General features: G+C 63.2%; 12 protein-coding genes, 1 tRNA gene and 1 pseudogene. 9 read left to right on the top strand and 5 right to left on the bottom strand.

What is annotated here, in order from left to right:
* The first annotated feature begins 10 nt into the window (after nucleotides 1-10).
* The 5 genes and pseudogenes from NLM25_RS07300 to NLM25_RS07285 all read left to right on the top strand — a co-directional run.
* Nucleotides 11-1,183 carry a type IV secretion system DNA-binding domain-containing protein gene (locus tag NLM25_RS07300; protein ID WP_254136555.1) on the top strand — a complete coding sequence of 391 codons (1,173 nt, stop codon included), beginning with the start codon at nucleotides 11-13 and terminating at the stop codon, nucleotides 1,181-1,183.
* Between the two features lie 119 nt (nucleotides 1,184-1,302).
* Nucleotides 1,303-1,668: a recombinase family protein gene (locus tag NLM25_RS44090; RefSeq protein WP_309143583.1), complete on the top strand. Its 366-nt coding sequence runs from the start codon at nucleotides 1,303-1,305 to the stop codon at nucleotides 1,666-1,668.
* Nucleotides 1,665-2,912 (top strand): recombinase family protein, encoded by a 1,248-nt coding sequence (locus NLM25_RS07295; protein ID WP_309143582.1) that lies wholly within the window; start codon nucleotides 1,665-1,667, stop codon nucleotides 2,910-2,912. Before NLM25_RS44090 ends, NLM25_RS07295 begins: the two co-directional genes overlap by 4 nt.
* Nucleotides 2,913-3,354: 442 nt before the next feature.
* A complete protein-coding gene (locus NLM25_RS07290) occupies nucleotides 3,355-3,636 on the top strand; it encodes a hypothetical protein (protein WP_254116269.1) in 282 nt (93 codons plus the stop codon).
* Nucleotides 3,536-4,573 (top strand): annotated as a pseudogene (locus NLM25_RS07285) (recombinase family protein); the annotation flags it as partial. The gene NLM25_RS07290 and the pseudogene NLM25_RS07285, both read left to right, overlap by 101 nt.
* A 9-nt stretch (nucleotides 4,574-4,582) precedes the next feature.
* Here the strand turns inward: NLM25_RS07285 and NLM25_RS07280 are convergent.
* The 5 genes from NLM25_RS07280 to mnmA all read right to left on the bottom strand — a co-directional run bounded on the left by NLM25_RS07280 (nucleotide 4,583) and on the right by mnmA (nucleotide 7,874).
* Entirely contained in the window at nucleotides 4,583-4,834 is a 252-nt protein-coding gene (locus NLM25_RS07280) for a hypothetical protein (protein ID WP_254136554.1), read from the bottom strand.
* A gap of 328 nt (nucleotides 4,835-5,162) precedes the next feature.
* A tRNA-Met gene (locus NLM25_RS07275) sits at nucleotides 5,163-5,239 on the bottom strand.
* A gap of 258 nt (nucleotides 5,240-5,497) precedes the next feature.
* Nucleotides 5,498-5,860: a hypothetical protein gene (locus tag NLM25_RS07270; protein ID WP_254136553.1), complete on the bottom strand. Its 363-nt coding sequence runs from the start codon at nucleotides 5,858-5,860 to the stop codon at nucleotides 5,498-5,500.
* Nucleotides 5,861-6,031: 171 nt separating this feature from the next.
* The gene (locus NLM25_RS07265; RefSeq protein ID WP_254136552.1) at nucleotides 6,032-6,670 is read right to left on the bottom strand and encodes a class I SAM-dependent methyltransferase; all 639 of its coding nucleotides are present in this window, start codon (nucleotides 6,668-6,670) and stop codon (nucleotides 6,032-6,034) included.
* Between the two features lie 22 nt (nucleotides 6,671-6,692).
* On the bottom strand, nucleotides 6,693-7,874 hold the full coding sequence (gene mnmA / locus NLM25_RS07260) for a tRNA 2-thiouridine(34) synthase MnmA (RefSeq protein ID WP_254136551.1): 1,182 nt from the start codon (nucleotides 7,872-7,874) through the stop codon (nucleotides 6,693-6,695).
* A 360-nt stretch (nucleotides 7,875-8,234) separates the two neighbouring features.
* On the opposite strand from mnmA, the gene NLM25_RS07255 reads away from it, so the two are divergent.
* The 4 genes from NLM25_RS07255 (at nucleotide 8,235) to fliF (ending at nucleotide 13,028) form a co-directional block, all read left to right on the top strand.
* A complete protein-coding gene (locus tag NLM25_RS07255) occupies nucleotides 8,235-9,836 on the top strand; it encodes a flagellar hook-length control protein FliK (RefSeq protein ID WP_254136550.1) in 1,602 nt (533 codons plus the stop codon).
* A 13-nt stretch (nucleotides 9,837-9,849) separates the two neighbouring features.
* Nucleotides 9,850-10,557, top strand: coding sequence for a flagellar hook assembly protein FlgD (locus NLM25_RS07250; protein ID WP_254116264.1), 708 nt, complete (start codon nucleotides 9,850-9,852; stop codon nucleotides 10,555-10,557).
* A gap of 386 nt (nucleotides 10,558-10,943) precedes the next feature.
* Nucleotides 10,944-11,219 carry a DUF1153 domain-containing protein gene (locus tag NLM25_RS07245; protein WP_002714638.1) on the top strand — a complete coding sequence of 92 codons (276 nt, stop codon included), beginning with the start codon at nucleotides 10,944-10,946 and terminating at the stop codon, nucleotides 11,217-11,219.
* Between the two features lie 192 nt (nucleotides 11,220-11,411).
* A complete protein-coding gene (gene fliF, locus NLM25_RS07240; RefSeq protein WP_254116263.1) occupies nucleotides 11,412-13,028 on the top strand; it encodes a flagellar basal-body MS-ring/collar protein FliF in 1,617 nt (538 codons plus the stop codon).
* Nucleotides 13,029-13,042 lie beyond the last annotated feature (14 nt).

Raw genomic sequence — 13,042 nt, 5'->3', positions numbered from 1 at the left:
GAAATCAGTCATGATGCACCCGCTTGAAAACAAGCCCGACACGTTTCCCGCCATTGCATCGGCATGGATCACGGCGATCGTCGTCGCCGTCGGTCTATGGACGCTCTTGCACACCTTCGCTCCGCCCGTCGGGTGGAGCGAAGGCTTGGATGGTCCCGTTCGCGTCAATATCGGCTTTTTTGGCACGATGTGGCACGACGTATGGGCAAACGCCCGGGCAGTCAGCTCGGTCGGCTCGATCGCCGAATTCGTATTCTACATCGTGACACGCCCGGTCGCCTCTTTGGCGGCGGACGGCGTGCTGACCCAAACTTCGATCCTGCTGGCGGCCGCGATGATTGCAGGTCGAAAGAGCTATAAGATTGTCTACCAGGCGATTTACAGGGGATTGCCACGGACCCGCAATGTCCAGACCTGCATCGGCAGCGAACCGCGCTACGGTGGGTTCGGTATTTCTCATATCGAGGAGACATGGCGTGATCGGCTGGTGGCCGCCGGTCGCGGCATCTACCTCGCTCCAGGCGTGCGGATGCCGCGCGATGTAGAGCCTGAGCACGTAGCCGTACTCGGCACAACCGGCGCAGGAAAGAGTACGATCGTTGAAGGGCTGCTGCAGCAGGCGATCCGGCGCGGTGACCGCTGCTTGATCGTTGACGTCAAGGGGCATGCCAAGCACCGTTTCAACGTTCCAGGCGCAGGCGAGCTGGCGTTGGGAAGTGAGGATGGCTTCATCTGGGCCATCGGCCGCGACATCCGCAATTCGACCTCGATTGAGGCCCACAGAATTCGTCATCGGCGCGTATCGTGCGGGGGTGCGGTTTCGCGCAGTTCAAGCGCCTCAAGACGTCGTTCAATGAGGGGCTCGTCGAATTCGAGGTTCGCCGCATGTCGTCGGCGCTCGAGCACGGTTCGCCGGAACGGTGCAACGTCGAGCGCGACGAGTATCACGATATCCCGCAGGCTATCTTCGGGTTCGTTGGCACCTACGGAGCGATCTGCATACGCCGCCATTCGCGCCTCGACTGCCTCACCGTTCAGTTCTCCTGAGCGGCTGATTTCGCTTCCATTCTCGGCGTCAGACACGACGCCGAGAATTCGCCCGCAGCCGGCCTATTCACGCCGTGGCTTTCGCTCTCGCGACCTAACCGCAAAGGCTTGGCCGTATTTCGGATCAGATCGGTAACCGTAAGATAGCTGGCGGATGCGCTACGAAGATGGTGGTTTGACGGCCATCCGCCACAGCTGCATAATTTCAAAAGATCAGGGTATTCTGGCCCCAGCGTACGGAAGCAGGTTGAGCAAATGAACGTCGAAAATGACAAACAAGTGCGCGCCGACGACAGCGAGATTGCTGCCAAGAATCTCCGCGCTTGCGGATATTTCCGCGTGTCAACGGGACGGCAGGCAGAATCGGATCTGTCGATCCCGGACCAGCGCAAGCAAATTGCGGCCTATTGCAAAACCCACGGTTGGAAATTCGTTTCTGAATATGTCGACGCGGGTGCGTCCGGCATGGAAGAAGATCGCACCGAATTCCAGCGTATGATCGAGCGCGCAACCGACGATGACAATCCCTTCGACGTGATCGTCGTGCACTCGTACTCCCGATTTTTCCGCGAGCTTTTGGGCTCGAAATGTACGTCCGAAAGCTCGCGAAGGCCGGCGTGAGACTGGTATCCATTACTCAGGAATTGGGCGACGACCCGGCTCAGGTCATGATGCGTCAGGTCATCGCATTGTTCGATGAGTACCAGTCGCGCGAAAATGCCAAACACGTTCTGCGAGCTATGAAAGAACATGCTCGCCAAGGATTTTATAACGGCTCGCCCCTGCCGCTCGGCTACACCCTGGAGGAGGTCGAAAAGCGAGGCGCCCGCATCAAGAAGCGACTTTGCGTAGACCCTGTCGATGCCGAAACCATCAAAACCATTTTCAAGCTCTATCGGCTTGGTGACGGAGAAACCGGACCAATCGGCATCAAGGGGATCGCCTCCTGGCTCAACGAGCACGGATACCGTACGCGTACGGGCGGGCTGTTCGGCGTCGCCGCCGTGCACAAAATCCTGACCAATACGGTCTATATTGGCGAATGGATCTTCAATAAGCGCTGCGCCAAAACGCAGCGCGAAAAGCCGGGCAGCGAGCACATCGTCGTCGACGTTCCGCCGATCATCTCCAAGAGCGAATTCGACGCGGTCGCCGCCTCCCTGAAAAGCCGCGATCCGCGTGTCGCCGCGCCCCGGACCGTGACGGGCCCGATTCTTTTGACCGGCCTGACGGTCTGCGCATCCTGCGGCGGGGCCATGACGTTGCGGACCGGAACGTCGAAATCTGGCACCGTTCATAAATATTACACCTGCTCGACCTGCGTCCGCCAAGGCAAGGCTGCCTGCAAGGGGCGTTCGATTCCCATGGGGAAGCTGGATGATCTGGTAACGACCAACCTTGTCGAATGTCTGTTTCGTCCTGAGCGGTTGGCGGCGCTTCTCGCCTCGGTTTCGGCTCGGAGAGCCGAAAAGGCGCTCGAAATCGACCGGCGTGTCGCCACGCTTCAGACGGAAGTCACCGGGGCCGATGAAAAATTGAAGCGCCTCTACAAGATGGTCGAGGATGGCATCACGGATCTCGACGACGTCCTTAAGGGGCGGATCGCAAGCCTTAAGCTCGACCGGGACCGCGCCAAGACTGCGCTCGACAGGATCACGTCCCAGGCCGCCACCCCAACCGCCTTCAGTCCGGAAGCCATCGACGTTTTGGTCGCGCCATGCGCGAGAACATCACCTCCGGCACCATCCCCTTCCGCAAGGCCTACATCCGGACGGTCGTCGATCGGATCGAGGTCGACGACCGCGCTATCCGCATCATTGGGGACAAATCAACGCTGGAACAAGCCGTTGCAGGCCGCATCGTAGCCTCCGGCGGTGTTCGCAGATGTGTACCGAAGTGGCGCTCCCTAGGGGAATCGAACCCCTGTTTCAGCCTTAAGAGGATCAAGTCGATCCGCTCGACGATCATCCTGATAGAGTTCGGCGATAGGACCTATAGATTTCTGATCCCGGCTCGTCTGCACGAGCAGGGGTGACCGCACCAGTTTCGCACGAGGAACGGCCTAAGCGTAATGAACGCGATCGGGTGAGACAAAAAGACAGCAACATCAACGAGGCCGATCGTGATCCCGCCGCTCTTAGCGGTAAGGCTGGAGGTCTTCTACACAACGACGCAAGCGGATTCTTGATCTCTGCCAGAACAACAAGCCCGCTCTAGATTTCTCCGCTCCTCAGAACCCATCGTTCTGCTTTCAATCATATCCAAATCTACGATCGATGTGTAAGCGACCTGCCCTAGTGGGACTGCATGCAGCATCTTGCTGCAATGAAGCGTGCGAAGACGAGGGGAATTCTTCATGGTGCACCACGGTGCGTAAACCTTAGTGAAATTGGTCCTGTTTTGGTCAAAATCGTTGAAGCCCTTGCAATCGCCGATGCAAGGCGCGATCATCTCTTCGAGAATGAGCGGCTGATGAAAACTCATATCGATGCCGCTAGCGAAAAACGCATCAGCGGTGGTGATCAAGATGAAGCCCGCGGCAGTTTATGTTCGGTTCTCGACCGAGCTTCAGAACGAAAAGTCGACTGAAGACCAGATTGCTCTGTGTAGGGCCTATGCGGCCCGTCATCAACTCAACGTCGTCGCGATTTTCGAGGACAGAGCTCGTTCTGGAGCCTCTGTATTCGGTCGCGATGGCTTGATGCAGCTTATGGATGCGGCGCGCCAACAACGTTTCACCGTTGTCATTGTGGAAGCGCTGGATCGGCTTTCTCGAGACATGGAAGACCTGGCCGGCATCCACAAAAGACTATCTTTCCAGGGGATTGAGATTCAAGCCGTTCACGACGGCACCGCGGACTCGGTCTTGATTGGAATTCGCGGCCTCGTTGGACAAATGCAGCGCGAAGATGGAGCGAAGAAGGTCCGTCGCGGCATGGCCGGTGTGATACGAGACGGTCGACACGCAGGGGGACGCGCCTATGGATATCGGGCTATTCCCGGCAAGCCCGGTGAACTTGAAATAGTCGAAGGCGAAGCTGCGATCGTTCGCCGCATTTTCACGGCGTACGCCGCGGGGCGAACGCCCCGGGACATCGCAAACGATCTAAACCGAGAAGGTGTTCGTCCACCACGAGGCCGGCGATGGAATGCGTCGACGATCAATGGCAACGCTCAACGTGGTGCCGGACTCATCTTCAACGAACTCTATGCCGGCCGTATCGTCTGGAATAAAGTCCGGATGGTCAAGGATCCCGACACCGGTAAGCGACTATCTCGCCCGAACCCTCGTGATGAGTGGCAGAGCATCGAGGCGCCCCAGGTACGCATCGTCGAACAGTCCATTTGGGAGCAAGCTCACGCTGTAAAGACCGCGAAGAGCCACTTGCCCAGTCACGTGAAACGACGGGCTCCGCATCTCCTCTCCGGCCTTCTTCGCTGCGGCTATTGCGGATCGGGGATGTCGGTTCATGACCGTGACAAGACCGGAAAGACCAGGATTCGCTGTTCAGCGGTTCGCGAGAGCGGGAGTTGCTCAAATCGCAGGATCATATACCTGCGCGACATCGAAAGGCTTGTGCTCAGCGGCATGGCCGAGGAATTGAGCCATCCGAGGCTGATCGAGACTTACGTGCGCGGCTACAACAGTGAACGGGAGCGGCTTGCGGGCGACGCGGGCGCGGTGCGTGCGCGACTGATGGCGAAGCGCGACCGAATCGAAGGCGAGCGGCAACGAAACATTGATCTCGTGATCAATTACGTCATCTCTGAGGAGGATGCCAAGCAACGGATCGCGGAGCTAAAGGAAGAGCGGCTGCGCGTCGAGACAGAACTCGCCGCAATCGAAGAAGCCCCGGTCCCCGTTGCACTCCACGCAGCTGCCCTGGATCGCTACATCAGTACGGTGAACGCGCTTGCCGAGACAATGGCTGGTCATTCGAAGGCAGAAGACGATCGTGGTTCCCTGATCCAAGATTTTCGGATCCTCGTGCACAGCGTCACTGTCCACCCAAAGGGACCTTGGAAAGGTTTCGAGGTCGAGCTGAAAGGTAAGCTCGCCACCCTATTAGGCGGGGAGGTCTTTCCGCAGGCCCACCACAATAGTGGGGGATACATGGTAGCGGGAGAGGGACTCGAACCCCCGACCCCAGGATTATGATTCCCGTGCTCTAACCAGCTGAGCTACCCCGCCACAGGGTCGCGAGGGCCGAATAAGGCCGATTTCGCGAACGCGCGGCATATAAGGAAGGGGGCGGCGGGAAGTCAATCCGCGTTTGCTAAAGCAATGGCGGGACGAGGCGCTGAAGGGTGGAAAAGCGGCCAGTTTTGGCGCCGGATTCGTCCGGTTTCCCCACACCGGACTCGTGGAGAGTCCCCCTCACCCGGAATCCGCGCTTTTGCGCGGATTCCGGCCTCTCCCCGCGCGGGGCGAGGCGAAGGAAGAATCGGCCTATTTCGGCTTGACCGTCTGATCGCCGCCGGGGCTGCCGGGGGGCGGGATGACGGGCATGGCGCCATCCGTGCTCGGCGCCGGGGCGTGCATCTCGGGGTCGACGCCGGAGGGCGGGCAGAGCACGCCGTCGGATTTGGCCAGCTTGTCGCCGAGCGGTTCCCGGGACTGGCCGGTGGTGGTGCCGTCGGGCGCGGTGGCGCGGTTCGGGCGGTCCTGCGGCATGCAGTTGGCGGCGTGTTGCGGGGATGGCGGCGCGGTCGCTTGCGGCGGCGTGGCTGGGGCGGGCGGGGCCTGCGCGATCGCAGCTCCGGAGGCGGCAATCAGGAGGCCCGCAAGAACGATGTTTGATGTCGTGCGCATGAGGGGAAAACGTCTGCGCCCATGCGGAGGTTCCGGCCGCACGACGAATTGACGCTGGCGGTTTCCCCGCGGCCGATCCTTCGAGACGCCTGCTTTCGCTGGCTCCTCAGCATGCGGTCTGGTTTCGCGGCGACAGCGCGCCGCTGGTGGCGCGGTCCCGGCGAATCGCGATCACGATTTGATGTAGCGGATCAGCGAAAAATGCCCCATCGGCGGCATGGGGCGCCGCTCGGCGAGCGTGACACCGCCGTGCTTGGCGGCCCAGTTGACGAGGCGGTCCCACGGGAATTCCGGGCGCCAGCCGAGGCGGCGGGCGACGGGGGCGAAGGCGAGCTCGAACAGTTTTCGCGGGCCGCTCTCCGCGCCGATATGGTTGACGAGGATCAGCTCGCCGCCGTGCTTGAGCACGCGCACGAACTCGTCGAGCGTGCCTTCGGGATCGGGCACCGCGGTGATGACGTATTGCGCGACCACCGCGTCGAAGAAATTTTCCGGGAAGGCGAGGTTCTTCGCGTCCATCACCGAGAGCACTTCGACGTTCGACAGCCGCAGCGCGCGCACGCGCGCCTGCGCCTTGCGCAGCATCGGCTCGGAAATGTCGACGCCGCAGATCTTTGTGGTGCGCGAATAATCAGAGAGCGAAAGCCCGGTGCCGACGCCGACGTCGAGGATGCGGCCGCCGATGCGGTCGGCCTCCAGAATGGTCGACTGCCGGCCGGCGTCGAACACCTTGCCGAACACGAGATCGTAGACCGGCGCCCAGCGGCCATAGGCCTTCTCGACCCCGGCCCGCGAGATGTCTGCTGCCATGCCCCTGCCCCAGCTTATTTTCTTAGCCGCGCACCGCTTCCACCAGCGGCCTCACCGTGCTCGTCGCCGCCTTCGCGGCAGCGCTTTGGATGAAGCCGCCGCCGAGCACGCGCGCCTGCCCCGAGGGCGCGTCGTAGAACACACAAGCCTGTCCGGGCGAGACGCCCTCCTCGCCGGCGACGAGCTCGACTTCATAATGGCCGTTGCCGCCGCGCAGCCACGCCGGCTGCGGGCTGCGGGTCGAGCGCACGCGCACGAACATCTCGAGGCCGCTTCCGATGGCGCGGTCGATGTCGCCGCCGCCGATCCAGTTGACGTCACGCAGCACGATGCGGTGCATCTTCAGCGCATCGCGCGGGCCGACGACGACGCGGCGATTAGCGGCCTCCAGCCGCACCACGAACAGCGGCGCGCTGGCTGCAATGCCGAGGCCACGGCGCTGGCCGACAGTGAAATTGGCGATGCCGTTGTGTTGCCCGAGCACGTGGCCGTCGAGATCGACGATGTCGCCGGGGTCCATCGCGTTCGGACGCAGGCGGGTGATGATGTCGGTGTAGCGGCCGGTCGGCACGAAGCAGATGTCCTGGCTGTCGTGCTTGTCGGCGACCGCAAGGCCGAAGCGGCGCGCGAGCTCGCGCGTCTCGGGCTTGGTCATGTCACCGAGCGGAAAACGCAGGAAGTCGAGCTGTTCCTGCGTGGTCGCGAACAGGAAGTAGCTCTGGTCGCGGTCGCTGTCGGCAGCGCACACCAGCGCGCGCGAGCCGTCAACGCTGCGGCGCGAGGCGACGTAATGGCCGGTGGCGAGCGCCTGCGCGCCGAGCTCTCGCGCGGTCTTGAGGAGATCGCGGAACTTGACGGAGCGATTGCACTCGATGCACGGCACCGGCGTCTCGCCGAGCGCGTAAGAGTCGGCGAAATTGTCGATGACGGACTCGCGAAAGCGGTCCTCGTAGTCGAGCACGTAATGGGGAATGCCGAGCTTCGCCGCGACGTCGCGGGCGTCGTGAATGTCCTGGCCGGCGCAGCAGGCGCCCTTGCGATGGGTCGCCGCGCCATGATCGTAGAGCTGGAGCGTGATGCCGACGACGTCGTAGCCCTCGGCCTTGAGCAGCGCAGCCGTCGTCGAGGAGTCGACGCCGCCCGACATGGCAACGACGACCCTGGTGTCCTCAGGACGGCCTTCGAGATCCAGACTGTTGAGCATGGGCCTTAAGGTTGTGACGGCGGCGTGCGGCGATCCGCGCTGCTTGAGCTGTTCCTGGGCTTCCTCGCGGGGACATCGGCGATCCCCGGGAACTTGGTTCCCCCGGGGGGCACGACTGCCCGGTCGAAAGCGGCTGAGAGTAACGTCTTTAATATAGGCGGCATTCCGGTGAAGCAATCACGCGGGCAGCCAGCTTAGGGCAATTCTTGCCGGGGAGGCAGAAATGGCGGGGCCGCGGAGGGCCGTGCGGCCGCGGGGACAATGCATCAAGTCACTGATTTTACTTGATAAAACTGCTCGCTCTAGGGCTGGCCCGCTCCTTGCTACCTCTTGGCCGAAGATGTTTCCAAGGGGTTTTCCGTGGTCGGTCGGACGTCAGATGTAGCAGCCAGCGTGCAAGTCCAGAGCGCGCAGCAAAAGCCTGCCCGCTCGCAGGGCTCCAGGGACACCTCCGCCAACGATTCCTTCGGCTCGCTGGTCGACAGCAACACCCAGGCGATCAGCAACAATTCGCAGGACACCCCGCCGCGCCGGACCGATTCCTCGTCCGCGTCGTCATCCGCCTCGGACAAGAGCCCGCGCGATACGTCGTCCACGGACCAGTCCTCGCAGAGCAAGGCCAGCGACGACACCGATACGCCGGCCCCCGCCGCGAGCGAGGCGGGCGATCCGGCCAAGCCCGCCAAGAACAAGACCAAGGACAAGTCCGAGACGTCCGACGCCAAATCCGCTGACAAATCCGACGAGACCAAGGGCGACAAGAGCGACGGCACCGACGGGCTTGCTGCCGCCGTCACCGCGACCGCGCAAGTCGACCCGACGCAGACCGCCGTTCCCGATCCCAGCATTGTCGCTGCCGCCCCCAGCGTGCCCGTCGATCCGAACGCGGCGGCGAGCCAGGCCAGCGATGCCGCCGCCTCGCCGCTGACGATCGCGGCTGCCGGCCTCGCGGCCAGCGCCTCCACCGCCGCGCAGATCGCAGGCGGCAAGACCGACACCGCCACGGCGAGCGACAAGAGCGCCAAGACCGCCGGCGCCAAGGTCGATGCCGACACGACGGGAACGCTGGGCGATGCCGCCGCCGGCACGACCGATCCGACCGCGACCGATGCCAAGACCGATGCCAAGACCAATGGCGGGTTGATCGCCGCCGTGGACCAGGGCACGCCAAAGACCTCGTTCAAGGCCGTCGCCACCGCGCAACAACAAACCGACGTCTCCAATATCGGCCAGGACGCGGGCAAGACGAACGCCGCGCAAACTCCGGCGACCGCCAACGCCGCGCATCCGCAGGCCGCCAAGCCGCAAGAAGACACCGGCACCACCGATGCGAAGGCCGGCGCCGCCGATCGCAGCGCCGATGCGACACCGGCAACGGCAAATACGCACGCGCATGCGGGCACGCAGGCCGTTGCAACGCCAACCGACACCAGCGCGCAGGCCGCCTCCACGATCCAGGCGCCGCTGACCAATGCGACATCGGCCGCGACCGCATCGACCGCGACGTTGACCGCGACCGCGGCGAATTCGACCGCCGTGCCGATCAGCGGCGTGCCGATCGAGATTGCCGCCGCCGCGCGCGCGGGCAAGACGCGCTTCGACATCAGCCTCGATCCGATCGATCTCGGCCGCATCGACGTCCGCATCAATGTCGACCGCAACGGCCAGGTCACCTCGCATCTCACCGTCGAGAAGCCGGAGACGCTGCAGATGCTGCGGCAGGACGCGCCGCAATTGCAGCGCGCGCTCGACGATGCCGGCTTCAAGACCGGCAGCAACGGGCTGTCCTTCAGCCTGCGCGACCAGAATTCATCGGGCCAGCAGTCCGGCCAGAACAACGACAATGGCGGCAATCCCCGCCGGCTGATCATCAGCGAGGACGACACCGTTGCCGCCGCGCCCGTCGGGCGCGGCTACGGCCGCATGCTCGGAGCGAGCAGCGGCGTCGACATCAGAGTGTGAGGAGTATTCGAACATGACCACCACGAATGCCGCCACCGCGCCTACCCCCGTCTCCGGGACGACCGACCTCCCGAAATCCTCTTCGTCGAACTCGCTGAGCTCGACCACGGGATCGACCCTCGCCGGCAACTTCCAGACATTCCTGACGCTGCTGACGACGCAGCTGCAGAACCAGAACCCGCTCGATCCGCTCGACACCAACCAGTTCACCCAGCAGCTGGTGCAGTTCGCAGGCGTCGAGCAGCAGCTCAAGACCAACGACTCGCTGTCCCAACTCGTCACCCTGCAGCAGACCACGCAGGCAACCCAGGCGCTGGGCTTCGTCGGCAAGACCGCGCTCGTCGACGGCTCGACCGCCACCATGACGAAATCGTCGGCGACCTGGCATCTCAACGTGCCCAGCGACTCCACCGTCGACATCACCGTCGCCAATTCCGCCGGCCAGACCGTGTTCACCGGCAAATATACCGCCGCGGCCGGCACCGACATCCCCTTCACCTGGAACGGCATGGGCAATGACGGCACGCAATGGCCCGACGGCAAGTACACGATCTCGGCCACGGGCAAGGACGTCGCGAACAACAATGTCGGCATCGCCGCGCAGGTGCAGGGCGTGGTGTCGTCGGTCGATTTGACCCAGTCGCCGCCGCTGCTCACCATCGACGGCGCCAGCTACACCCTCAGCCAGGTCAAGAGCATCATCGCCACCAGCAGCAATTAGAGGCGCCGCCACAAATTCGGTGTCGTCCCCGCGAACGCGGGGACCCATAACCACAGGGAGAAATTTGGCGAAGACTCGTGGTTAGGAATTCATTCTTGGTACTGCGACCCGTGTCTCATCGATAGATCCACGCGGTATGGGTCCCGGCTTTCGCCGGGACGACACTGAGGGCCTTGCGATACCGCGCGCAAGCCCCGTTTGTTAGTAAAGTATTTACGAAGACCCCGCCCGGCCGGCTCGGATCATGGTGTCCAACCCCCCGGGACGGTCGCGTTCCCGTCATTGTCAACGAGAATTGTATTGATGCCTTAGGCTTAGCGGATTTTTAAGCCCGCACGCGTAGGGTTACGGCGTGAGTTCAGTGGTTGAGAGTTTGTGAGTACGCCATGACAGAACCCCATCGCCCGAGGGTAAAATACGTCATCGGGCCGGACGGCAGTCCGCTGACGATCGCAGATCTGCCCGCACCCGGCACCAAACGCTGGGTCATCCGCCGTAAGGCCGAAGTCGTCGCCGCTGTGCGTGGCGGACTTCTCTCCCTCGAGGAGGCCTGCAGCCGTTATACCCTGACAGTCGACGAATTCCTCTCCTGGCAGTTTTCCATCGACCAGCACGGTCTGGCGGGTCTTCGCACCACCCGCATCCAGCAATATCGCCAGTAAGCGATCCGGAAATCTGCGGCTTTTGACGAAAATCGGCCTCGCCCTGCGAGGCCGATTTTTTTCATGTTTCCTTTTGGCGCGACTTTTGTCCCAGCTCTTAATCTTCGTTAACCATATCGAAACCATCCCCTAGGCAATAATTGCCCAGTCGGCCTTTCCAGTGAAAGCAGCCGAAGCTGTCGGGGCGGTTGCTTGCAAGGTCTTGCGGACTTCTTAAAGGGTATCGGCGCCGCCCGGTTCGGGGCGATGATCGCGGTCACCGCCGCGCTCATCGGCTTTTTCGCGTTCGTCATCATGCGCGTGACCACGCCGCAGATGACGACGCTGTTCACCGACCTCTCGGTCGAAGATTCTTCCGGCATTATCAAGGACTTGGAGCGCCAGGGCATCCAGTTCGAGATCCGGAATGAGGGCAGCATCATCATGGTGCCCAAGGACAAGGTCACCCGGCTGCGCATGAAGCTCGCCGAGGGCGGCCTGCCCAAGGGCGGCGGCGTCGGCTATGAGGTGTTCGACAAGTCGGATGCGCTCGGCACCACCTCCTTCGTCCAGAACATCAACCACCTCCGCGCGCTCGAGGGCGAGCTCGCCCGCACCATCCGCGCCATCGACCGCATCCAGGCCGCCCGCGTCCACCTCGTGCTGCCCGAGCGCCCGCTGTTCTCGCGCGAGGCGCCGGAGCCGTCGGCCTCGATCGTGGTCCGCGTCCGCGGCTCGCTCGAGGCCCAGCAGATCCGCGCCATCCGCCACCTCGTCGCCTCCGCCGTCAACGGGCTGAAGCCGCAGCGGGTCTCGATCGTCGACGAGGCCGGCCAGCTGCTCGCCGACGGCGCCGCGACCGATCCGGAGCAGGCGGTCGGCGACGAGCGCCGCATCTCCTTCGAGAAGCGGATGCGCAAGCAGGTCGAGGACATCGTCTCCTCCGTGGTCGGCTCCGGCCGCGCCCGCGTCCAGCTCTCCGCCGATTTCGACTTCAACAAGGTCACCCAGACCTCGGACAAGTTCGATCCCGAAGGCCGCGTGCTGCGCTCGAGCCAGACCCGCGAAGAGCAGAGCATGACCGCCGACAACAACGGCCAGGTCACGGTCAACAACGAGCTGCCCGGCAACCAGCAGAACAGCGGCCCGGCGGCGAAGGACCAGAGCAAGAAGACCGAAGAGACCAACAATTACGAGATCTCCCGCACCACCAAGACCGAGGTGACCGAGGCCGGCCGGGTCAATCGCATCTCGGTCGCGGTGCTGGTCGACGGCATCTATTCCAAGAACGACAAGGGCGAGCTGGCCTATCAGGACCGCACCAAGGAGCAGCTCGACCGCATCTCCGCGCTGGTGCGCTCGGCGATCGGCTTCGACCAGAAGCGCGGCGACCAGGTCGAGGTCGTCAATCTGCGCTTTGCCGACGCCCCCTCCACCGCCCCGATCGGCGAGCCCGCAGGCTTCCTCGGCATGCTCCAGTTCACCAAGGACGACGTCATGTACTTCGTCGAGCTTGGCGTGATGATGCTGCTCGGCCTGGTCGTGCTGTTCCTGGTGATCCGCCCGCTGGTCAAGCGCATCCTCGCCTCCGACGAAGTCGCCGCCGCCATCTCCGGCGTCCTCACCGGCCCGGCCGCGAGCGACGACGCCGCGCCGGCCGCCAGCGGCCAGCCGCTGCTTCCGGGCGGCGCCGCGAGCGCAATCGACGTCGCCACCATTCAGGGCCAGGTCCACGCCCAGTCCGTTCATCGCGTCGGCGAGCTCGCCGAACGCAACCCCAACGAAACCGTCGCCATCATCCGCCAATGGCTGACCGAACCAGCCAAGTAATCCTAGCCAAGTGA

The sequence above is a fragment of the Bradyrhizobium sp. CCGB01 genome (assembly GCF_024199795.1).
Lineage (GTDB): Bacteria > Pseudomonadota > Alphaproteobacteria > Rhizobiales > Xanthobacteraceae > Bradyrhizobium.
The sequence above is the reverse complement of the archived record's forward strand: the minus strand, read 5'-3'. Positions and strand labels throughout refer to the sequence as shown.

Excerpts from the sequence above, each read along its gene's own strand:
- NLM25_RS07290 (WP_254116269.1), top strand. The coding sequence starts at position 3,355 with ATGCAGCATCTTGCTGCAATGAAGCGTGCGAAGACGAGGGGAATTCTT.
- NLM25_RS07245 (WP_002714638.1), top strand. The coding sequence starts at position 10,944 with ATGACAGAACCCCATCGCCCGAGGGTAAAATACGTCATCGGGCCGGAC.
- NLM25_RS07265 (WP_254136552.1), bottom strand. The coding sequence starts at position 6,670 with ATGGCAGCAGACATCTCGCGGGCCGGGGTCGAGAAGGCCTATGGCCGC.
- NLM25_RS07270 (WP_254136553.1), bottom strand. The coding sequence starts at position 5,860 with ATGCGCACGACATCAAACATCGTTCTTGCGGGCCTCCTGATTGCCGCC.
- NLM25_RS07250 (WP_254116264.1), top strand. The coding sequence starts at position 9,850 with ATGACCACCACGAATGCCGCCACCGCGCCTACCCCCGTCTCCGGGACG.
- NLM25_RS44090 (WP_309143583.1), top strand. The coding sequence starts at position 1,303 with ATGAACGTCGAAAATGACAAACAAGTGCGCGCCGACGACAGCGAGATT.
- NLM25_RS07300 (WP_254136555.1), top strand. The coding sequence starts at position 11 with ATGATGCACCCGCTTGAAAACAAGCCCGACACGTTTCCCGCCATTGCA.
- mnmA (WP_254136551.1), bottom strand. The coding sequence starts at position 7,874 with ATGCTCAACAGTCTGGATCTCGAAGGCCGTCCTGAGGACACCAGGGTC.